This is a genomic window from Achromobacter sp. 77, assembly GCF_020541125.1.
Taxonomy (GTDB): Bacteria; Pseudomonadota; Gammaproteobacteria; order Burkholderiales; family Burkholderiaceae_B; genus Achromobacter; species Achromobacter mucicolens.
The window spans coordinates 3,559,325-3,579,605 of the sequence record NZ_CP059848.1 but is presented as its reverse complement, the minus strand read 5'-3'; the positions used below and the strand labels follow the sequence as shown (position 1 = coordinate 3,579,605).

At 66.3% G+C, this 20,281-nt stretch carries 25 protein-coding genes; 13 read left to right on the top strand and 12 right to left on the bottom strand.

The window, feature by feature from the left end; genetic code table 11:
* Nucleotides 1–242: 242 nt before the first annotated feature.
* Nucleotides 243–407: a hypothetical protein gene (locus tag H4P35_RS16540; RefSeq protein WP_226846258.1), complete on the bottom strand. Its 165-nt coding sequence runs from the start codon at nucleotides 405–407 to the stop codon at nucleotides 243–245.
* Nucleotides 408–597: 190 nt separating this feature from the next.
* Between H4P35_RS16540 and fmdA the strand changes: the two genes are divergently transcribed.
* Both fmdA and H4P35_RS16530 read left to right on the top strand, forming a co-directional pair.
* Nucleotides 598–1,827, top strand: coding sequence for a formamidase (gene fmdA, locus H4P35_RS16535; RefSeq protein ID WP_223576108.1), 1,230 nt, complete (start codon nucleotides 598–600; stop codon nucleotides 1,825–1,827).
* A gap of 9 nt (nucleotides 1,828–1,836) precedes the next feature.
* Nucleotides 1,837–2,169 carry a zinc ribbon domain-containing protein gene (locus H4P35_RS16530; RefSeq protein WP_226846257.1) on the top strand — a complete coding sequence of 111 codons (333 nt, stop codon included), beginning with the start codon at nucleotides 1,837–1,839 and terminating at the stop codon, nucleotides 2,167–2,169.
* Between the two features lie 71 nt (nucleotides 2,170–2,240).
* Here H4P35_RS16530 and H4P35_RS16525 read toward each other — a convergent pair whose 3' ends face one another.
* Complete coding sequence (locus H4P35_RS16525) at nucleotides 2,241–2,990, bottom strand: ABC transporter substrate-binding protein (RefSeq protein ID WP_226846256.1); 750 nt, start codon at nucleotides 2,988–2,990, stop codon at nucleotides 2,241–2,243.
* An 81-nt stretch (nucleotides 2,991–3,071) separates the two neighbouring features.
* A complete protein-coding gene (locus tag H4P35_RS16520) occupies nucleotides 3,072–3,497 on the bottom strand; it encodes a copper resistance protein NlpE (RefSeq protein WP_226846255.1) in 426 nt (141 codons plus the stop codon).
* 200 nt (nucleotides 3,498–3,697) lie between these two features.
* On the opposite strand from H4P35_RS16520, the gene H4P35_RS16515 reads away from it, so the two are divergent.
* From H4P35_RS16515 to H4P35_RS16485, 7 genes are all read left to right on the top strand, one after another.
* A complete protein-coding gene (locus tag H4P35_RS16515; RefSeq protein ID WP_226846254.1) occupies nucleotides 3,698–4,177 on the top strand; it encodes an OsmC family protein in 480 nt (159 codons plus the stop codon).
* Nucleotides 4,178–4,186: 9 nt separating this feature from the next.
* Entirely contained in the window at nucleotides 4,187–4,735 is a 549-nt protein-coding gene (locus H4P35_RS16510) for a cysteine hydrolase family protein (protein ID WP_226846253.1), read from the top strand.
* Between the two features lie 5 nt (nucleotides 4,736–4,740).
* Nucleotides 4,741–4,965, top strand: a complete 225-nt coding sequence (locus H4P35_RS16505; RefSeq protein WP_056324642.1) for a DUF3820 family protein — start codon at nucleotides 4,741–4,743, stop codon at nucleotides 4,963–4,965.
* A gap of 153 nt (nucleotides 4,966–5,118) precedes the next feature.
* On the top strand, nucleotides 5,119–5,439 hold the full coding sequence (locus tag H4P35_RS16500) for a hypothetical protein (RefSeq protein WP_056324115.1): 321 nt from the start codon (nucleotides 5,119–5,121) through the stop codon (nucleotides 5,437–5,439).
* A 76-nt stretch (nucleotides 5,440–5,515) separates the two neighbouring features.
* Nucleotides 5,516–6,769, top strand: coding sequence for an Hsp70 family protein (locus H4P35_RS16495; protein ID WP_226846252.1), 1,254 nt, complete (start codon nucleotides 5,516–5,518; stop codon nucleotides 6,767–6,769).
* A 92-nt stretch (nucleotides 6,770–6,861) separates the two neighbouring features.
* Nucleotides 6,862–7,449 (top strand): NUDIX domain-containing protein, encoded by a 588-nt coding sequence (locus H4P35_RS16490; RefSeq protein WP_062840630.1) that lies wholly within the window; start codon nucleotides 6,862–6,864, stop codon nucleotides 7,447–7,449.
* 24 nt (nucleotides 7,450–7,473) lie between these two features.
* Nucleotides 7,474–7,806 carry a 2Fe-2S iron-sulfur cluster-binding protein gene (locus H4P35_RS16485; protein WP_217617490.1) on the top strand — a complete coding sequence of 111 codons (333 nt, stop codon included), beginning with the start codon at nucleotides 7,474–7,476 and terminating at the stop codon, nucleotides 7,804–7,806.
* On the opposite strand, the gene H4P35_RS16480 is transcribed toward H4P35_RS16485, so the two are convergent.
* The 7 genes from H4P35_RS16480 to H4P35_RS16450 form a co-directional block, all read right to left on the bottom strand.
* A complete protein-coding gene (locus tag H4P35_RS16480; protein ID WP_226846251.1) occupies nucleotides 7,787–8,272 on the bottom strand; it encodes a hypothetical protein in 486 nt (161 codons plus the stop codon). The genes H4P35_RS16485 and H4P35_RS16480 overlap by 20 nt on opposite strands.
* Nucleotides 8,223–8,924: a thioredoxin family protein gene (locus H4P35_RS16475; protein WP_226846250.1), complete on the bottom strand. Its 702-nt coding sequence runs from the start codon at nucleotides 8,922–8,924 to the stop codon at nucleotides 8,223–8,225. The genes H4P35_RS16480 and H4P35_RS16475 overlap by 50 nt, the downstream gene beginning before the upstream one ends.
* A 51-nt stretch (nucleotides 8,925–8,975) precedes the next feature.
* Nucleotides 8,976–9,425: an SRPBCC domain-containing protein gene (locus H4P35_RS16470; protein ID WP_180098401.1), complete on the bottom strand. Its 450-nt coding sequence runs from the start codon at nucleotides 9,423–9,425 to the stop codon at nucleotides 8,976–8,978.
* Nucleotides 9,326–9,763 carry a helix-turn-helix transcriptional regulator gene (locus tag H4P35_RS16465; protein ID WP_226846249.1) on the bottom strand — a complete coding sequence of 146 codons (438 nt, stop codon included), beginning with the start codon at nucleotides 9,761–9,763 and terminating at the stop codon, nucleotides 9,326–9,328. Before H4P35_RS16465 ends, H4P35_RS16470 begins: the two co-directional genes overlap by 100 nt.
* A 72-nt stretch (nucleotides 9,764–9,835) precedes the next feature.
* Nucleotides 9,836–10,987: a hypothetical protein gene (locus H4P35_RS16460; RefSeq protein WP_226846248.1), complete on the bottom strand. Its 1,152-nt coding sequence runs from the start codon at nucleotides 10,985–10,987 to the stop codon at nucleotides 9,836–9,838.
* Nucleotides 10,988–11,001: 14 nt separating this feature from the next.
* On the bottom strand, nucleotides 11,002–11,730 hold the full coding sequence (gene fnr / locus H4P35_RS16455) for a fumarate/nitrate reduction transcriptional regulator Fnr (protein WP_056324138.1): 729 nt from the start codon (nucleotides 11,728–11,730) through the stop codon (nucleotides 11,002–11,004).
* Nucleotides 11,731–11,827: 97 nt separating this feature from the next.
* Nucleotides 11,828–12,274 (bottom strand): gamma-glutamylcyclotransferase, encoded by a 447-nt coding sequence (locus H4P35_RS16450; protein ID WP_226846247.1) that lies wholly within the window; start codon nucleotides 12,272–12,274, stop codon nucleotides 11,828–11,830.
* Nucleotides 12,275–12,412: 138 nt separating this feature from the next.
* On the opposite strand from H4P35_RS16450, the gene clpB reads away from it, so the two are divergent.
* Complete coding sequence (clpB, locus tag H4P35_RS16445; RefSeq protein WP_226846246.1) at nucleotides 12,413–15,019, top strand: ATP-dependent chaperone ClpB; 2,607 nt, start codon at nucleotides 12,413–12,415, stop codon at nucleotides 15,017–15,019.
* Nucleotides 15,020–15,113: 94 nt separating this feature from the next.
* On the opposite strand, the gene H4P35_RS16440 is transcribed toward clpB, so the two are convergent.
* Nucleotides 15,114–16,775 (bottom strand): S-layer protein, encoded by a 1,662-nt coding sequence (locus H4P35_RS16440; RefSeq protein WP_175155822.1) that lies wholly within the window; start codon nucleotides 16,773–16,775, stop codon nucleotides 15,114–15,116.
* A gap of 131 nt (nucleotides 16,776–16,906) precedes the next feature.
* The gene (locus H4P35_RS16435) at nucleotides 16,907–17,554 is read right to left on the bottom strand and encodes a TetR/AcrR family transcriptional regulator (RefSeq protein WP_226849483.1); all 648 of its coding nucleotides are present in this window, start codon (nucleotides 17,552–17,554) and stop codon (nucleotides 16,907–16,909) included.
* A gap of 161 nt (nucleotides 17,555–17,715) precedes the next feature.
* On the opposite strand from H4P35_RS16435, the gene H4P35_RS16430 reads away from it, so the two are divergent.
* From H4P35_RS16430 to H4P35_RS16420, 3 genes are read left to right on the top strand one after another with little or no spacing between them, the layout of a single operon-like run.
* On the top strand, nucleotides 17,716–18,927 hold the full coding sequence (locus H4P35_RS16430; protein ID WP_226846245.1) for a Tm-1-like ATP-binding domain-containing protein: 1,212 nt from the start codon (nucleotides 17,716–17,718) through the stop codon (nucleotides 18,925–18,927).
* 11 nt (nucleotides 18,928–18,938) lie between these two features.
* Nucleotides 18,939–19,769 (top strand): phosphoenolpyruvate hydrolase family protein, encoded by an 831-nt coding sequence (locus H4P35_RS16425; RefSeq protein ID WP_056324151.1) that lies wholly within the window; start codon nucleotides 18,939–18,941, stop codon nucleotides 19,767–19,769.
* A gap of 57 nt (nucleotides 19,770–19,826) precedes the next feature.
* A complete protein-coding gene (locus H4P35_RS16420; protein WP_175155820.1) occupies nucleotides 19,827–20,270 on the top strand; it encodes an SRPBCC family protein in 444 nt (147 codons plus the stop codon).
* The last annotated feature ends 11 nt before the right edge of the window (nucleotides 20,271–20,281 follow it).

The following is a 20,281-nucleotide window of genomic DNA, read 5'->3' as shown; positions in this document are numbered from 1 at the left end:
ACCTGTGCTCCTAAGCTACTCATCGTCTCCGCTAGGATTTTGTCCCCGGTGAGAGGGATCAAGCCATTCTTGATCGCGTGCTCTCCAATTAAGGCATCTTCGACGTTATCCGCCTTTCGATTGGCCGAGTTCAATGCCTCCAGTATTCGTTCGTATGTCACACCGTCTGACCACTTCCACTGCCCAAACCCCAGTCCCTTCGCGCCAAAAACGAAGCTCTCGGCGGGATGAGTGTCGTCAACTCAAACCTCGACGAGATTGAGGAGTGCGGCGTCTTTGGCCGCTTGCAGTTCTGCCGCTTGCACGGCCGAAATGAAGAATTGTGCGGGTAGGTAAGCGGAAAGCTCAAACCCGAAATCCCGAATCCAATTGAATACCTGGGTATCAACCGCGTACTTCGGCGTCATGATTATGCGCTTCCAATAGCCTGCCGTGGGATACGGCAACTGTTCAAAAAGCCAGTTTACCGCTGTCTAAAACTGTCCTACCGTCCTTTACAGATCAATGGCTTACGAACCCTAAGTTGCGGCTTCATTTTAGACAGCCAGCGGCCAACCCTTCTGTTTTATCAACGCTTTACGACGGAGATGAAAGAGAATGACCAACACGCTTATCAGTGTCGATCTGGAACAGTCCCCCTACGACAACAAGCAGATCCATAACCGCTGGCATCCGGATATTCCGATGGCGGTGTGGGTAAAGCCCGGGGACGATTTCATCCTGGAAACCTATGACTGGACGGGCGGCGCGATCAAGAATGATGACAGCGCCGACGATGTGCGGGATGTGGATCTGTCCACCGTGCACTTTCTGTCCGGGCCCGTGGGCGTGGAGGGCGCGGAGCCGGGGGACCTGCTGGTGGTCGACCTGCTGGATATCGGCGCCAAGCCCGACAGCCTGTGGGGGTTCAATGGGTTTTTCAGCCGCAACAATGGCGGCGGGTTTCTGACGGATCATTTTCCGCATGCGCAGAAATCCATTTGGGATTTTCACGGCATGTTCACGTCGTCGCGGCATATACCGGGCGTGAGCTTCGCGGGTCTGATTCATCCGGGACTGATCGGGTGCCTGCCGGACCGCAAGCTGCTGGACGAATGGAACCGGCGTGAGCAGGCGTTGATCGATACCAATCCGAATCGCGTGCCGCCGTTGGCCAATCCGCCTGCGCCCAAGACCGCGCACATGGGCGCGTTGCAGGGCGCGGACCGCGATCGCGCGGCGGGCGAGGGCGCGCGCACGGTTCCACCGCGCGAGCATGGCGGCAATTGCGACATCAAGGACCTGTCGCGCGGGGCGCGGGTGTTTTTTCCTGTGTATGTGAAGGGCGGCGGGTTGTCGGTGGGCGATCTGCATTTTTCGCAGGGCGACGGCGAGATCACGTTCTGCGGCGCGATCGAAATGGCCGGCTGGGTGCACATGCGCGTGTCGCTGATCAAGGGCGGCATGGACAAGTATGCGATCCGCAATCCGATCTTCAAGCCCAGTCCGATAACGCCGGCCTACAAGGACTTCCTGATTTTTGAAGGCATTTCGGTCGATGAGGCTGGCAAGCAGCATTACCTGGACGTGAACGTGGCCTACCGGCAGGCGTGCCTGAACGCCATCGAATACCTGAAGAAGTTCGGCTATTCGGGGGCGCAGGCCTATTCGCTGCTGGGTTGCGCGCCGGTGCAGGGGCACATCAGCGGCGTGGTCGACATTCCCAATTCGTGCGCGACGCTCTGGTTGCCGACGGAGATTTTCGATTTCGACATCCAGCCGTCGGCCAGCGGACCGGTCAAGCACATCAAGGGCGACGTCGACATGCCGCTGTCGCGCGATTTGTAGGAGACGACGATGCCGATGTATGACTATGCCTGCGCGGATTGCGGCGAGTTTGCCGTGTTGCGGCCCTTGGCGCAGTGGCGGGATCCGGCCGCATGCCCGCAGTGCGGGGCGCTGTCGGGCCGCATCGTGGCGGGTGCGCCGGCGGTGTCTGCGCTGTCCTCGGCGATGAACCGGGCGCACGCGGCCAATGAACGCAGCGCCAATGAGCCGCGCAGCACGCGGGCGGGGCACGGCATGAACTGCGGGTGCTGCAGCGGCGGGCGTTCGCGGGGCCGGACGCGCACGACCGGCGATGGCGCCAAGTCATTCGCGGGCGCGAGGCCCTGGATGATCAGCCATTAGTCCATCGCTGCCGGCCGGGCCGCTGATTGAAGACGCCCGGCCGTGCGGCGTTCCCGCGCCTAAGACTACGTCTACGACTGCACTGCCGGTTCCAGCGGCGCCACGGCGGCGCCCTGGATTTTGTGGCGCGCCAGCGCCTCGGCGACGAAGCCCGATTTCTTCATGGCTTCGACGAAGGCCGAGAGGTAGGCGCTGGCCTTGTCGCCGCGGCGCTTGGGTACGCCCATGGCCTGGCGGATCAGCATGAAATGGCCGTCCAGAAGGCGCAAGCCGCCCAGGCGTTGCGCGTCGGCTTCCAGTTGCTGTTTGACGCCCGCGGCGACTTCCATGTTTTCCTTCAAGAAGGTGTCGACGACGGCGGGCGAGGTGGGGGCGCGAAAGATCTCGGCCTGCTTGAGTTCGCGCGTCAGGTACAGGTCATAGGCGCTGCCCTTGCCGACGACGACGCGCTGGCCCGGGCGGTCGACTTCGTCCATGGCGGCAATCGGCGAGTCCTGGCGGACGAGGTACGCGCCTTCGATGACGACATACGGCGCCGTGAAGGCGATCTGCTCGCCACGCAGCGGGTCGATCGCGAAAAAGCCGACATCGGCCTGTTCGGCGGCCACCGCACTGACGGATTCGCCCGCCGATTTGAAGACGACGAGTTCCAGTGTCACGCCCAGCCGGCGCGCAAGTTCGGTCGCCAGATCCACCGACACGCCGCCGGGTTGGCCAGTGGCGGGGTCGGCGTTGGCGAGAATGGGATTGCCCAGGTTGATGGACGCGCGCAGCACGCCCGTTGGGGCGAAGGCAGACAGCAGTTCGTGATCGGTCTTCATGGCTTCCTTGCGGGAGGGGACGCGCCGCCGGGCGCGATCGATGCCAGAGGATAGCCCCAAAGCCCGCAGCGGCGCGATGCCTTATTGCGCGCGGCGCAGCACGTAATGACCCGCGAGCGGGCCGGTGGGACGGGTGCCGTCGCGGTACAGCATCGTTACCTGGTTCTCGCCGACGAAGTAACGCTGGCTGTCGCCCGCGGCGTCCAGACGGATCGTGCTGCCGTCGGACTCCCAGCTGAAGGTGCCCGACACGACTTCGGGTTGGGGCTGGCGGTCCAGGTACTGGGTCAGCTTTTCGTAGCGGCCGTCCTTCATCAGCGTCAGGCGCGTGCGGATACCGGGGCAATCGGCGCAGGGCAGGACGCCCTCATAGCTGCCCGGCCAATCCAGGGAATTGCGGGCGGTGTGGTTGTCCACCGGCACGGAGCGGGCGGTGATCGGCTTGGGCGGGGCGCAGCCCGCAAGCAGCGCAAGACTCAGGGTGCAGGTCAGGGTGGTTTTCATCATGGCGAGCTCCTGTGTGACGGCCTGACTGAGGGCCAGACGCGTTTTCACGATACGGACAGTAACTGTCCGATGCTGAAACGGGATGTAAGACCCGAACGCCGCCAAATTGGCCAACTGGGACAAGCAGGCGTGCGCTAAGCTCGGCGTTCCTTGCGCGGGAGGCGGCATCGGGCTGCCGGCGCGGCGATAGGGCGACAGGCATGAAAGGCGAACACCATTACAAAGTTTCGGTCGAATGGACCGGCAACACCGGCGCCGGCACGGCCGGCTACGCGGCCTATTCTCGAGACCACCTGATCCGGGCCGCAGGCAAGCCTGACGTGCCGGGATCGTCGGACCCGGCCTTTCGCGGCTACCCCGCGCGCTGGAATCCCGAGGACATGCTGGTGGCCTCGCTGTCGGCCTGCCACATGCTCTGGTATCTGCACTTGTGCGCGGTCGAAGGCGTGACCGTGCAGGCCTACCGGGACGAGGCCGAAGGCGTCATGGTGGAAGACCCGAAGCGCGGCGGCGCGTTTGCCTCGGTCACGCTCAAACCCCAGGTCACGATCGCGGCGGGCGGCGACGCTGCCTTGGCGCAAGCGCTGCACGAGCGCGCGCACCATTTCTGCTTCATTGCCAATTCCGTGAATTTTCCGGTACGGTGCGAGCCACGCATCGTGATCCAGTCTGCTTCCTGACGACAATCCATGAATACCGCTCTTATCGTGATCGACGTGCAGCGCGCGTTGTTCGAAACCTCGCCGCCGCCGTTCGAGGCCGCGCAGGTGCTGTCGCGCATCAACGCGCTGGCCGGACGCGCCCGCGCGGCCGGCGTGCCGGTCATCTATGTTCAACATGAAAGCCCTGGCTCGGACCTTGCGCATGGCGCGCCGGGATGGGATCTGGACACGCGCCTGGCGACTTCCGCGCAAGATATCCGCATCCGCAAGACGACGCCGGATTCGTTTCTGCGCACGGATCTGGCGCAGGTGCTGGCGGACCGGGGCGTGACGCAACTGGTCGTGTGCGGCTACGCCACGGAGTTCTGCGTGGACACCACCGTGCGGCGCGCGGCGGGGCTGGGATTGCCCGTTACGCTGGCGGCCGATGCGCACACCACGCACGACAAGCCGCACGCGGATGGCGCGCAGATCCGGGCGCACCACAACGCGACGCTGCCGGACATTTCGAGCTTTGGCGTGAAGATCGCCGCGGTGCTGTCCGCCGAACTCTTTGCCGGCGGCGGGCCGCGATGAACGTGATGGATCCGGCGCTGCTGTCGCTGCTGGTCACGCGCGACATGCCCTTCGGCAAATACAAGGGGCGGCTGATTGCCGATCTGCCGGGGCCTTATCTGGCGTGGTTCGCGCGCAAGGGCTTTCCGCCTGGAGAGCTGGGGCGCCTGTTGGCGCTGATGCACGAACTGGACCATAACGGGCTGTCGTCGCTGCTGGACCCGTTGCGCCAATCGCGGCGCCCATCTTGAGGGCAATCCGGCAAGCGGGGCTGACCGGAAATGCGAGGAAACAACTGGCGGCTTCCGTGTAGCGTCTTGGCACGACGCGGGCGCCACGTCGCGTAATACGATAGGGTCGCAGCCGGCCATCGGACCGGGCGCTGACTTATCGAAGAGGTTTCCATGAACAAACACCACGTCTCTGCCTTCCTGCTTGCTGCCCTGTGCGCGGCGGGCGCCGCCCAAGCCCAGAACGCCGTGCCCGGCACGACGCAGGAAATGCAGTTTCCGTCCAGCCAGGGCAGCCTGTCGCCGCCGTCGACGCTGCGCATGACGGTCACGCCCGAGACGCCGCCGGTGGTGATCCGCGATACGCCGCAAAGCCAGGCCGAATTCCAGCGCTGCCGCACGGTGTCCGACCGTGCCGCCACGTCGCGCACGCAGATGCAGGCCGGCCTGGAGCAGTGCCTGCGCGAACTGGAGCAACGCCGCCAGCAGCAATAGAAGCGGGTGGGAATCCAGGGCCGGAGCCAGAGCGGGTACACTTGTGCGCCGTTTTGCTCTAAGCGCCTGAATTCCCATGATTTCCACCGCCTGCGGCGTCGACTTCGGCACCTCCAATTCCACCGTCGGCTGGAGCCGTCCCGACCAACATGCGCTCCTGACGCTGGAAGACGGCAAGACCACCTTGCCGTCGGCCATCTTCTTTCATGACGAGGATGCCGAGGTCAGCTATGGCCGGGCGGCCATCTCCGACTACCTGGCCGGCTATGACGGGCGCCTGATGCGCTCGATGAAGAGCCTGCTGGGCAGCTCGCTCATCGACGGCTCGACCGAAGTGCAGGGCCGCTCCATCCCGTTCCGTGTGCTGTTGACGCGCTTTATCGCCGAATTGAAGGCGCGCGCCGAAACGGCCGCCGGGCGCGGCTTTACCCGCGCCGTGCTGGGCCGTCCCGTGTTCTTCGTGGACGACCATCCCGCCGCCGACCAGACGGCGCAGGACACGCTGGAAGAGATCGCGCGCAGCGTGGGCTTTACCGACATCGAGTTTCAGTTCGAGCCGCTGGCGGCGGCGTTCGACTACGAGTCGCAGATCAGCCGTGAAGAGCTGGTGCTGGTGATCGACATTGGCGGCGGTACGTCGGACTTTTCGCTGATCCGGCTGGGGCCGGACCGTGCAGCCAAGCCCGACCGCCGCGACGATATCCTGGCCTATGGCGGTGTGCATATCGGTGGGGTCGATTTCGACAAGCAATTGAGCCTGGCGCATGTGATGCCGCTGCTGGGCCTGGGCAGCCAGCTGCGCAGCGGCAAGGACGTGCCGTCGACGCAGTACGGCAATCTGGCCTGCTGGCACACCATCAACCAGGCCTACACGCGCAAGGCGGCCGAGCACTTTGCCTACATCCGCGCCGAGGCCGGCGACCGCCAGAAGATCGACCTGCTGCTGAACCTGGTCAAGGAGCGTGCGGGCCACTGGGTGGCGGTGCAGGTCGAGGAAGCCAAGATCGCGCTGTCGGATGCGCCCGCCACGCGTATCGACCTGTCGCGCATCGCGCCGGACCTGGGCGTCGAGGTGACGCGCCCGTCGTTCGACGCATGCGTGGGGCGGTTGATCGACAAGGTCGAGACCACCGTGGGCCAGCTGCTGCGCGATGCAGGCGTGTCCACGGCGGACGTGGACACCGTGTTCTTCACCGGGGGCTCCAGCCGCGTGCCGCGCCTGCGTGAAAGCGTGTCCCGGCTGGTGCCCGAGGCGCGCAGCGTGGAAGGCGATTTGTTTGGCAGCATCGGGGCGGGCCTCGCGCTGGACGCGGCGCGCAAGTTCGGCTGACCGGCGGGCGGCGGCCGGCGGGGCGATGGTAAGCTGCCAGGCGTGCCTCGCACGGCCATCCGCCCCTTCCTGTCCATGATCCAGATGTCCTCATGACCCGACCCGCCGATACCCATCTCGTCGAAACGCTGCTCGCGAGCGAGGCGCCGTACGACGGCAGCTTCCTGAAGATCCGCCGCGACACCGTCAGTCTGCCCAACGGCCACACCGGCATCCGTGAATACGTGGTGCACCCGGGCGCGGTGGTGGTGATTCCACTGCTGGACGACGGCCGGGTGCTGCTGGAGCGCCAGTTCCGTTATCCCATCGGGCGCGTGATGACGGAGTTTCCGGCGGGCAAGCTGGATCCGGGCGAGGACCCGCTGGTGTGCGCCAAGCGCGAACTGCTCGAGGAAACCGGTTATACGGCCGCCCAATGGGCCCATGCGGGCGCCTTGCATCTGGCGATCGCCTATTCCACCGAGATCATTCACATCTTCTTTGCACGCGGCCTGCAGGCGGGGGAACGCCAGCTCGACCAGGATGAATTCCTGGACGTGATCAGCACGCGCCCCGAAGACCTGATAGCGGCCTGCAGCCAGGGCGAGGTCACGGACGCCAAGACCTTGACCTGCGTGCTGTGGATGCAGAACGTGCTGTCCGGTGCCTGGAAGCTGGACTGGCAGGACAACGCCGCCTGAACGGCGGCTGCCGTCCCACCGCCCATGTCCTCGTACCCCGTTCTTGTCCAGCCGGCAGGCCTGCGCTTTGAGGCGCCCGCCGGCACGTCCGTGCTGCTGGCCGCGCAGGCGGCGGGCATCAAGCTGCCCAGTTCGTGCCGCAATGGCACGTGCCGTGCCTGCATGTGCCTGCTGGTCGAGGGATCCGTCGTGTATGGCATCGAATGGCCCGGTCTGTCGCGGGACGAAAAGGAAGAGGGCTGGATCCTGCCGTGCGTGGCGCAGGCGACGTCCGCGCTGGAGATCCAGGCGCCTGGCGCGGCGCCAATCGAGGCGCAGCCGCCCGCGGTCCGTCCGCTTACCGGCGCCAGGCGCTGAGCGCGGCCACCGGCAGCAGCGCGGCGGCCATGCAGGCGGTCATGCCCAACACCATTCCCCAAAAAGGCGCGGTTCCCAGCGCCTGCGCCGTTTGAACGCCCAGGCGCGCGCCCAGCACCATTCCGATCGCCATCAGGATCAGGCATAGCAGGCGGCTTGCCAGCGGCGTTTTTGCCCCCGGACGCCGGGACCAGGGAAGCCGGGACCAAGGCAGCAGCGCTGCCAGCGCCATCGCGGCGGAACTGGCGGGCATCAGCGCCGCGTGCCGCCAGGCCAGTTGCGCCAGGGTGCCCGGCGCACCGCATTCGCTGGCCAGCAACGCGGCGGGCGTGCGCCATGTGTCCACGACCATTCCGGCGCCCATGGCCGCCAGGCAGGCCAGCCAGAGACCCGCCATGCCGGCCGTGGCCGGCGGCTTAGCGCTGGCCGTGGCAGGCGTGGCGGGGGGCGTCGCCGTATTGGTCATGGTGGCGCACCCAGTCGCGTACGTCGAAATATGGGCCGTTTTCGTTGCGGCCCAGCGGCGCGATGTCCAGATAGTTGTACGCGCCCGCCAGCCGCTCCACGCCGCGTTCGAAGGCCGAGTAGGTGTGGAAGATCTCGCCGTCGGGATCACGAAAGAAGGCGCTGGCTCCAGGACGTTCCTCGACCGCGCCATCCGCCTGCGGCACGGACGCGCCGAAATCGAAGTTGAAGTCGCCGTCCGCCGAGGAATACCAGTCAAATGCCCAGCCCATGCGGACCTTGAACGCGGCCAGCCGGGCAAACGGCGCGCGCGAGACGGCCACCACCGACACGTCATGGTGCCGCAGATGCATGAGCGCGCTGTCCAGGTGGTCGGCCAGCAGCGAGCAACCCACGCAGCCTTCCTCCCAGTCCGGACCAAACATGAAGTGATAGACGATGAGCTGGCGCCTGCCGTGAAAGAGCGTTTGCAGGCGCTGCGCTCCCTGCGCGCCTTCGAACAGGTAGGGCTTGTCCACCTGCACCCACGGCAAGGCCATGCGGTCGCGGGTCACGGCGTCGGTGGCGCGGGTCAGTTCCTTTTCGCGCCGCAAGAGCGCCTCGCGCGCTATATGCCATTCGTTGCGGGATACGACGGGATGATCGGTTTGCATCTTGCGTCTCCTCTTCGTGCCGGGCGCGTTGGCCCGGGCTCGGGTTCAGCGTCAGGCCGCGCCGGCCAGGTGATTTGCCAGCCGGTCCAGGGCGCCCGACCAGCCGTCTTCGTGGCCGTCGCGCGTCGCTTCGTCGACGAAGGGCGTCTGCAGGAAGGCAAGTTCGGTGCCGGCGCCCGCCGCCGTGAATTCCAGGGTGATCAACGAGACTTCCTGCGGGGTGTCGCGCCACGCCCAGGTGAACACCAGGCGGCGATGCGGCGCGACTTCCTGATAGCGGCCGCTGGCGTGGTGCTCCGTGCCGTCGGCGGTGACGAAGCCCACTTGATAGGCGCCACCCGCGCGCACGTCGGTTTCGGCCAGCAGCACGCGCTGCGTGCCTGCCGGGCCGAACCAGCGCATCAGCGCTTGCGGGTCCGTCCAGGCTCGCCAGACACGTTCGACGGGGGCGTCAAAGCGTCGCTGGAGCCGCAACTCGATGGGGGAGAGTCGGTTTTCCATGGATGGATTTCCTCTTCGTGATACAGGTATCGCGCCAGCGAATCCAGTTGGCCCGTCCAGAACTTCTCGTAGCGCGCCAGCCAGCCGGCGGCGGCGCCCAGGGGCTTGGCCGACAGCGTGCAGCTCACGACCCGGCCGTCCTTGGCGCGCGCGATGAGTCCGGCGTCTTCCAGCACCCGCAGGTGTTTCATGAAAGCGGGCAGGGACATGGCATGCGGCTGGGCCAGCGTGCTGACCGAGGCCGTGCCGTTTTCCAGGTCGGCCAGCACCCGGCGCCGCGTGCCATCGGCCAGCGCGGAAAAGATGGCATCGAGCGCGTCATCATTTAACTTAACCATAAGGTTAAGTTTTAGGCCTGCCACGAACGCCTGTCAAGGCGGGAGGCTGCGGAATTTCCCTAGGGGGAGCGGTTATCTGGCGCGAGGCTTGATGATGTCGCAGGCCGCGGCGGTGCGGCTAGCCTGGGCGTCGCTGCCCAGCAGCGCCCGAACGCCACAGATCGACCCGAACATGCGCTTGCCGTCGTGGCCGACGCCGCCGACTTCGAAGGCGGTGTGGCGCAGGGTGACGGGCTTGCCGCCGCGCGCGGCCAGTATGTGTTCGTACTGGACATAGCCCGTGCCGCGCGCCAGCCGGGTGGCACCCTGGGCTTCGGCGCCGCAGGCCTTGTCCAGCAGGCGGTGTTCGGGGTTGTTGTCGGCGCCGCCCAGCAGGTAGACCACATCGCGCGCGGCGTAGCGCACGAATAGCGTGGCGTCGTCGGTTTCGCGGGCGTAGGCGGGCAGCTTGTCGGTGCCGTACTTGTACTGGTTGTAGGTCGGGCAGATGCCGCGCTCGTACGGCGCATAGCCCTTGCCGTCGGCGCGGGGCCGTTCGTTGGTCAGGTACAGGTAGGACGACGGATTGGCAATCACGTAGCGCAGCGTAAGGCCGTCGCGGCGCAGTGCGCCATCCAGATTGTTCAGCACCGCGTACCGGTGCACCAGTTGCGCGCCGGCGGAATGGCCGGCCAGCACCAGCCCGGTCAGCGACGGCAGCCGTTTGCGGTCGTTCAGGCTGCGCAGCAAATCATCCAGGACCTGGAACGAGGCGACGGGGGCGGGGCGGCCTGCGGCCTGAATACTTTCCTGGCCGTCTTCCCAGCTGGCCTTGCGCCAGGCGGCCATGCCGGCAAACCCGGAGTCGATGGAGCCGGAAAACCGGGGAGCGAGCACCAGCGTGTCGCCGGCGCGCGCCGGGTCGGCGGCGACCAGCGCCGCGGCGGTTTCGAAGTATTGGTCGGCGTCGCGCTTGACGCCGTGGATGACGATGAGCACCTGCTTGATGCCGCGCAGGTCGTCCTTGGTCAGGTCGCGGTTGGCGTAGACCGGCATCTTGTACCGGTGGCCGGGCCGACCCAGTTCAACGGTCTGCCAGCGCAGCGGCGCCGCGCGCTTGGGCGCGGGCGTGGCTTCGTCGTAGTCGTAAGGGTCCGGCAGCGGTGTCTGGGCGTGCGCGTTGGCAAATGCCAGCACGGCGGCCACCGCTAGCGCGGCAGGCAGGAGGGCAGGCGCCCGACGCATGGCGCGGCGACTGCTCAGCAGCTCTCGTGTCCCAGCAGTTGCTTGAGCGCCGGCAGGTCCAGGATGCGGACTTCGCGCTGGTTGATCTTGATGAGACCGTCGCGCGCAAAACGCGAGAACAGCCGGCTCACCGTTTCCAGCGTCAGGCCCAGGTAATTGCCGATTTCTTCGCGGCTCATGCGCAGCACGAACTCGGTCGAGGAATAGCCCAGCGAGGCATAACGCTGCGACAGGTTCAGGAGGAAAGCGGCCAGGCGCTGTTCCGAACGCATGGAGCCCAGCGACGCGAGCATCTGGTGCGAACGCGTGATTTCGCGGCTCATGAGGCGGCGGAACTGCTGCTGCAGCGAGGGCAGGTGCGAGGCCACGCGATCGACTTCGTTCAGGCGGATGACGCAGACCTCGGAGTCTTCGAGCGCCACGGCGGCCGACACGTGCTTGCCGTCCAGCATGCCGTCCATGCCGACGATCTCGCCGGGCAGGTGAAAGCCGGTGATCTGGATCTGGCCGGTGGCGTCTTCAAGTTGCGTCTTGAGGCTGCCGAAGCGCACGCCGTACACGGCGTCCAGCGGATGATCCAGCGAGTAGAGCGTCTTGCCTTTTTCGACGCGGACGCGTTCTTTCACCAGCTCGTCCAGCTTTTCGACTTCAGCGGCTGCCATGCCCACGGGGACGCAGACATGGCCCAGCATGCACGTGGAACAGTGGGCGGCATCAGGGGCAATGGGGACCCGTTTTTGCATACGATGACCTTTAGAGTGCCCATTGCGCGGCGGGCGCCGGAACGGGTGTGAAGCACGAGACAGGCGTCTATTGTAGTCCGTTGTTACTACGGACGTCTTACGAGGGGCCCTTCCGGTCGTCCGGCGTTGTCCGGGAAACCCGGTGGACGATCCAGTCGTCCCCGGCGATATCGACCGCCGTGGCCCGCCACGCGGGATCGATCGGGTAGTACTCGCAGTGCAGCAATAGGGGTTCGCCGGGGCCTTCAAGGCGGGCGCAGACCGTCCTGCGCACGAAGCAGCAAGGCTTGCCGGGCTCGTATTCCTCGATCTCGTCCATCAGGGCGAGCAGAGCCGTGCCGACGCGGAAGACGTCGCCGCGGACCCGCCTGCCGTCGTCCACGGGGATGAGTCCGGGCCAGTCGCCAAAATCGACCAGCATGCCGGGCACGCTGGCGGCGCCGACATGGCTGGCCGGGGGCAGGCCGCGCCGTGCGGCGGCCCGGGCGAGGTCGTTGATTTCGCCTGCCCGTAGGGTTCCGTACACAAAAACGTATATGCTCATCGCTAAGTTTGCTGCTGCACGTCGAAAACGACCATGAGGGGCGCCGGGTGTTGAAATTGTCTCATCCGGCCACATATTCAGGTTATCGAGCCAGCCGGCACGTATCGGTCAGGCTCCCCACAAGCCAATACGACCATTATGCGATTCGACAAACTTACGACCAAGTTCCAACAAGCGCTGGCCGACGCGCAAAGTCTGGCCTCCCGCAACGATCACCCCTATATCGAACCCGTCCACGTGCTGTCCGCCCTGTTGTCGGATTCCGACAGCGGCGCCGGCAGCCTGCTGGCGCGGGCGGGCGTTGCGGTAAACCGTCTGGGCCCCGCCCTGGAGACGGCGCTCAAGTCCCTGCCGCAAGTGCAGGGCGATGACAACGTCCAGGTGGGCCGCGACCTGCAAGGCGTGCTGACGCGCACCGACAAGGAAGCCGCCCGCCGCGGCGACACCTACATCGCCAGCGAACTGTTCCTGCTTGCGCTGGCCGACGACAAGGGTGAGGCCGGCCGCATCCTGCGCGAGGCGGGCCTGCAGAAAAAGGCCCTGGAAGCCGCGATCGACGCCGTGCGCGGCGGCGAAAACGTCTCCGGCGCGGAAGGCGAGGCCAACCGCGAAGCCCTGTCCAAATACACGCTTGATCTGACCGAGCGCGCCCGCCAGGGCAAGCTCGACCCGGTCATCGGCCGCGACGACGAAATCCGCCGCACCATCCAGATCCTGCAGCGCCGCACCAAGAACAACCCCGTGCTGATCGGCGAACCCGGCGTCGGCAAGACCGCCATCGTCGAAGGCCTGGCGCAGCGCATCGTCAACGACGAGGTGCCCGAGACCCTGCGCGGCAAGCGCGTGTTGTCGCTGGACCTGGCTGCGCTGCTGGCGGGCGCCAAGTTCCGCGGCGAGTTCGAAGAACGCCTGAAGGCCGTGCTGAAAGAGCTGGGCCAGGACGACGGCCGCAACATCGTCTTCATCGACGAACTGCACACCATGGTGGGCGCGGGCAAGGCCGAAGGCGCGATGGACGCGGGCAACATGCTCAAGCCGGCGCTGGCGCGGGGCGAACTGCACTGCATTGGCGCGACCACGCTCGACGAATACCGCAAGTACATCGAAAAGGATGCGGCGCTGGAGCGGCGCTTCCAGAAGGTGCTGGTCGACGAGCCCGACGTGGAGTCCACCATCGCCATCCTGCGCGGTCTGCAGGAACGCTATGAAATCCACCACGGCGTCGAGATCACCGACCCCGCGATCGTGGCGGCCGCCGAGCTGTCGCATCGCTACATCACCGACCGCTTCCTGCCCGACAAGGCCATCGACCTCATCGACGAGGCCGGCGCGCGCATCCGCATGGAGATCGACTCCAAGCCGGAAGTGATGGACAAGCTGGACCGCCGCATCATCCAGCTCAAGATCGAGCGCGAGGCCGTCAAGAAGGAAACGGACGACGCGTCCAAGCGCCGCCTGGGCGTCATCGAGGACGAGCTGCAAAAGCTGCAGCGCGAATACAACGACTTCGAGGAAATCTGGAAGGCCGAGAAGGCCGCCGTGCAGGGCACGCAGGCCATCAAGGAAGAGATCGACAACGTCCGCGCCGAGATGGCGGAATTGCAGCGCAAGGGCCAGTTCGACAAGCTGGCTGAGCTGCAGTATGGCAAGCTGCCGGACCTTGAGGCGCGCCTGAAGGCCGCCGAAGTAGGCGCCGCCGAGGCCGCTGAAAACGCGGAAGGCGACGAAACCCGTCCGCGCCTCTTGCGCACCCGCGTCGGCGCCGAGGAAATCGCCGAAGTCGTCTCGCGCGCCACCGGCATTCCGGTGTCCAAGATGATGCAGGGCGAACGCGAAAAGCTGCTGCACATGGAAGAGTTCCTGCACAAGCGCGTGGTGGGCCAGGACGAGGCCGTGCGCCTGGTGTCCGACGCCATCCGCCGCTCTCGTGCGGGGCTGGCCGATCCGGCGCGTCCGTATGGGTCGTTCCTCTTCCTGGGGCCGACCGGCGTTGGCAAGACCGAACTGACCCGTGCGCTGGCCGAGTTCCTGTTCGACTCCGAAGAGCACATGATCCGCATCGACATGAGCGAGTTCATGGAGAAGCATTCGGTGGCGCGGCTGATCGGCGCGCCGCCGGGATACGTGGGTTACGAAGAGGGCGGCTACCTGACCGAAGCCGTGCGGCGCAAGCCCTATAGCGTGGTGCTGCTGGACGAAGTCGAAAAGGCGCATCCGGATGTGTTCAACGTGCTGCTGCAAGTGCTGGACGACGGCCGCCTGACCGACGGGCAGGGTCGCACCGTGGACTTCCGCAACACCGTCATCGTGATGACGTCCAACCTGGGTTCGCAGCATATCCAGACGCTGGCCGGCCAGCCGTACGACGTGGTCAAGGAAGTGGTGTGGGACGAGCTGAAGCAGACGCTGCGTCCGGAATTCCTGAACCGCATCGACGAAGTGGTGGTGTTCCATGGCCTGGAAGCGCAGCACATCGAGTCCATCGCCCGCATCCAGCTTCGCCGCCTTGGCGAACGCCTGGAAAAGCAGGAAATGCGGCTGGAAGTGACCGAACCGGCGCTGGCGGAACTGGCCCGCTCCGGCTTCGATCCGGTGTTTGGCGCGCGCCCCTTGAAGCGCGCGATCCAGCAGCAGATCGAGAACCCGGTGGCGCGCCTGATCCTGGAAGGCAGGTTCGGCCCGCGCGACGTGGTGCCGGTCGACTGGCAGGACGGCAAGTTCGTCTTCACCCGCACCTTGCAGTAAGCCTGCTGCACCAAGAAAAATGCCCGGCGCGAGCCGGGCATTTTTTTGCCTGCGCCGCGCCGCCGAATAGGGCGGCGCAGGCGGGTTGATCAGATCAGTTCGCGACGGTCACGAACACCGGGTTCGAATAGAACCACAGGTCGTTGTAGTTGCGCGCGTTGATCGCGTTAAAGCGCGCCACGTTGTCGGCCAGGTCGATCTTGGCGTCCGGCAGCGGTTCGCCCGCAGCGGTTTCGCCGGCCACGTCCACGCCAAGATTGGTGCCGCGCAGGCGCAGGTACTGGCTCTTGTCGGCGGTGATCGTGGTGGTGATGACGTTGTAGCCTTCGTCGTCCACCTTCCAGTCCGCCTTGGTGAAGCGGGCCAGCACGCGCGTGGTGGGATTGGTGTCGGCGTCGTATTCCGGCGTGCCTGCCTGGGCGCGTTCGGTCACGTCGCCCACGATGAGGTCCACGTGATGCACGGTGGGCTTCACGTAGGTCGGATTGCCGCTTTCGATCGGGTACTCGTAGTTGTTGCTGTCGGGGCTGCGAAAGCGGATGGTGACTTCCACTTTTTCACCCTTGGCCGCCTTCAGCTCGCCGCCCATGTGCGCGGCGCCAGCCAAGCCCTTGGCCTGGAAGTCCAGCGCGTCGATCAGGTCGCCGAAGACGCCGAACATGCGGCCGCTCTTCAGGCCGGCCACCACCGCCGCCATGTCGTCACCGTCTTTCCAGACGTGCGTCTTGCTGTATTCGCCGGGCGCGTAGCCGCTGCTGTACAGGCCCGAGGCCGTGCGGAAGTGATAGTCCGAATCCGCCACGTTCCAGATGCGCCGGCCTTCGCCCAGCAGCGCGTCCCATGTGCCGCCCAGGTGCGCGACCAGGTAGTCCGTGCCGCCAAAAGTGCGGTTGGGCAGGAAGGGCGTGGTGTACGCGGTGGCGTAGCCGCCGCGGTCCGGTTCCATCTGGTTGCCGACCATGCCTTCGATGGCGAAGAAGACGGTCGGCGCCAGGTCGTTCATCTCGCGCAGTTGGGCGATGGTGTACTTGCCCGCGTAACGCGAGGGGTGGTTCAGCAGCATGTAGCTGTCGGGGTGCTTGTCGCGCAGCCACTTCAGCGCGGCCAGCGCGTCGGCGTGCGTGGTGTAGGCGCGCGTCTGGCCGGACAGGCGCGAGACCAGCAGCGGGTCGAACTTGTTCGGATCGCGGTTGGTGAACAGGTATTCGAACTCGGCAACCGCCTCCAGCGACTTGGCCGACTGCGGATCGTTGTAGCCGATGCCGATGTTGACGTGGTCGTGCGTGGGCATGTCCCATTCGAACGACGAGAAGATGATCTTGCCGGCGTAGCGCCCCGCGGCCTGCGCCTGCTTGATGAAGGGCACCTCGTATTGCGCCATGCCTTGCGAGAACGGGATCGATCCGCCCGGCAGGTTCACGCCCGTATGGTCGCGCGCGGACAGGCGCAGGTGATTCGAGATCGCGGCCCAATCCAGCTTGTAGCGGTCGAACGCCTGATCCAGCGCGCTTTCCAGGCTGACCTGGGCGTCGTCCGACTGGAACGTATGCACGTGCAGGTCGCCCGTGGACCACGCGCCGGTCTCGACCGGCTTGGGCTGCTCGGCGGGCGGTGTGGGATCCGTCACGACGGGGGGCGCCGGTTCGGGGGTGACTTCGTCATCGTCATCGCTGCCGCCGCAAGCGCTCAACAGGGTCACGCAAGCCAGCGACAAAGGCATGAGGGCTCGCCGCAGGCGGGATACTTCGAACTGCATCTACAACACTCCAACGTCATGGCGGCGTGCAACACGCACTGCCGCGAAGCGCGCCACTATGCGGGCGGGGAATGACGTGGGAATGACAGCGGCGAGCGCGGACGCGGATCTGGTCCGCTGTCCGGGCCGGTCTATTTTTTGCCGGCTTTGGCTTCGGCCAGGGCCTGGGTGATGATGGCGTTGGCGGTCCAGCGCACGACGTCGGTGACGCCGGGCAGGTCGAGTTTCCAGATGTCCTTGAGCACCAGGAACACCTCGGTGCCGTACACCAGCGACAGCGCCTGCGCGACGCGCTCCTGTTGTGCCGGCGTCAGGTCGGCGGCAAGCGGGGCGATGGCGCGCTTCAGGATGTCGACCCGATGGCCGCGCACCAGCCGGGGCTCGGCGTCGGCCTTGCCGGCGCTGGCTTGCGCGTGCTGTTGCAGCGACACCAGGATGGCGGCGCGCAAGGGCGCTTCGTGGGCCTCCAGCCGCGGATAGGCGAATCGCAGCAGCTCGTCGACACGGGCCGCGGCGTCGGGCGCGTCGGAACTCCAGGCGAGGATGGGGCCCAGGCTCTCGTCGACCACGGCCGCGATCAGCGCGCTCTGGCTGGGGAAATAGCGGTAGGCGGTGGCGCGCGAGACGCGGGCGTGCTCGGCCAGTTCGGCGACGGACGGCGTGACGCCTTGTGCCATCAATTGCTGGGCGGCCTCGAGCAGCGTCTTGCGCATCCGGGCGCGCGGCCCGTGGGGCGGTTCGCCGCTGGCGGCCGCCTGCGGGCTGGCCGGGGCGATCAGCTTGGCGCCGCCTGCGGGCGCGGACCCTTTGCGGGCGGGGGAGTCGGATTGACGTGAGACAGGTGTCTCAGTATGATTCTTTCGTCTCATTTCTGGATTCTACAGGCCTTTGGCCTCACATATCGAGGCGCGCACGGAGTGTAGCCGCCCGCGGAGGAGTCATGACGCATACCAAGCAGCGGGTGTTTGTGGCCGCGACCTACGACACCAAGGGCCACGAGGCCGAGTACGTGGTGGATTTGCTCCGGCGCGAAGGCCTGGACGTGGTGTCGGTGGACGTCTCGACCTCGGGCGCGCCCAGCGCCGCCAACGTCTCGGCGCAGGAGATCGCGCGCAGCCATCCGGAGGGCGCCGGCGCGGTCTTCACCGGCGACCGGGGTTCTGCCATCGCGGCCATGGCGCTGGCGTTCGAGCGTTATGCCGCCGGCAACGCCGAGATCGGCGCGCTGCTGGGTCTGGGCGGATCGGGCGGCACCGCGCTCATCACGCCCGCGATGCGCGCGCTGCCCATCGGCACGCCCAAAGTGATGGTGTCCACGATGGCCTCGGGCAATGTCGCGCCCTATGTGGGACCGTCCGACATCGCGATGATGTATTCCGTGACCGATGTGGCGGGCCTGAACCGCATCTCGCGCCGCGTGCTGGCCAATGCGGCCGGGGCTATTGGCGGCGCGTTCCGCCAGGCGGCGAATGCGGCCGCCGACGACGGCCGGCCCGCCGTGGGCATCACCATGTTCGGCGTCACCACCGCCTGCGTGCAACAGGTCACGCCGCTGCTGGAATCGCAGTTCGACTGCCTGGTGTTTCATGCCACGGGCACGGGCGGCCAGTCGATGGAAAAGCTGCTGGACAGCCGACTGCTGGCAGGCGTGCTGGACCTGACCACCACCGAGGTCTGCGATCTGCTGTTCGGCGGCGTGCTGGCGTGCACTGAAGACCGCTTCGGCGCGGTGGCGCGCACGGGCGCGCCGTATGTCGGCTCGTGCGGTGCGCTGGACATGGTCAATTTCGGCGCGATGGACACGGTGCCCGAGCGCTACCGCGGCCGGCTGTTCTACCCGCACAACCCGCAGGTCACGCTGATGCGCACGACCGCCGAGGAAAACGCTCGGCAGGGCGAATGGATTGCCGACCGGCTGAACCGCTGCGACGGGCCGGTGCGTTTCCTGATCCCCGAGGGCGGCGTGTCCGCGCTGGACGCGCCGGGCCAGGCGTTCTGGGACCCCGAAGCCGATGCCGCGCTGTTTGCCGCGCTTGAAGCCAATCTGCGGCAGACGGCAGACCGCCGGCTGATCCGCGTGCCTTGCCACATCAACGATCCGCTGTTCGCGAAAACGGCGGTCGACCACTTTCTTGAAATTGCCGCACATTAAGGATTGCCGCCATGCCGCGTTTTGACCGTCACGAACTGCTGGACAAGTTTCGCGCCATGGTGCGCGCCCGCACGCCCATCGTGGGCGGGGGCGCGGGCACCGGGCTGTCGGCCAAATGCGAGGAAGCGGGCGGCATCGACCTTATCGTGATCTACAACTCGGGCCGCTACCGCATGGCCGGCCGCGGCTCGCTCGCGGGCCTCCTGGCCTACGGCAACGCCAACGAGATCGTCGTGGACATGGGCCGCGAAGTGCTGCCGGTGGTCAAGAAGACGCCGGTGCTGGCCGGCGTGAACGGCACAGACCCCTTCTGCGATTTCGATGTCTTCCTGGACGATCTGAAGCGCCAGGGCTTCGCCGGCGTGCAGAACTTTCCCACCGTCGGCCTCATCGACGGCAACTTCCGCGCCAATCTTGAAGAGACGGGCATGGGGTACGCGCTGGAAGTGGACATGATCCGCCTGGCGCATCAGAAGGGAATGCTGACGACGCCGTATGTCTTTAACGAGGACGATGCGGTGGCCATGGCCCGCGCGGGCGCGGACATCATCGTGGCGCACATGGGCCTGACCACCGGCGGGTCCATCGGCGCCGAAACTGCCCTGACCCTGGACGATTGCGTGGGCGCCATCGACCGTATTGCCGAGGCCGCGCTGGCCGTGCGCCCGGATATCATCGTGCTTTGCCATGGCGGTCCGATTGCAATGCCCGAGGATGCCGCGTACGTGCTGCGCGCCTGCAAGCATTGCCACGGCTTCTACGGCGCCAGCTCGATGGAGCGCCTGCCAACCGAACAGGCCCTGACGGCCGCCACGCGTGAATTCAAGAACCTGACCTTCTGATTCGCATAGCCGCAGTTTCCCCTTGATTCGACGCGCATCGCGTCCGCCGGAGCCCGTATGCCGCACACCGTACACATCACCGCCATCGTCAACGCGCCGCTGGACAAGGTCTGGCCGTTGTTCCGCGACTTCAATGGTCTTGGAGGCTGGCATCCCGGCGTGGCGCAAAGCCGCCTGGAAGAGGGTGGCCGCCACGACGCCGTGGGCTCGGTGCGGCACCTGACGCTCAAGCCGTCCGGCTTCGTGCGCGAACAGCTGCTGATGCTGGACGATCCCAACACCGCGCTGCGTTACGCCATCATCGAGACCGACCTGCCCATGCGCGACTACGTGGCGGGCATATCGCTGCATCCCGTCACCGAGGGGGGCGGCACGTTGGTGCAGTGGTGGGCCGACTTCCGCGTGGAAGGCGCGCGGCTCAGCGATGTGGCTGAGGCCGTGGGACAGAACGTGTTCGCGGCCGGATTGGCTGCGCTGGATGAAAAGCTGAGCGCGAAGTGAGGGTGTCAGAC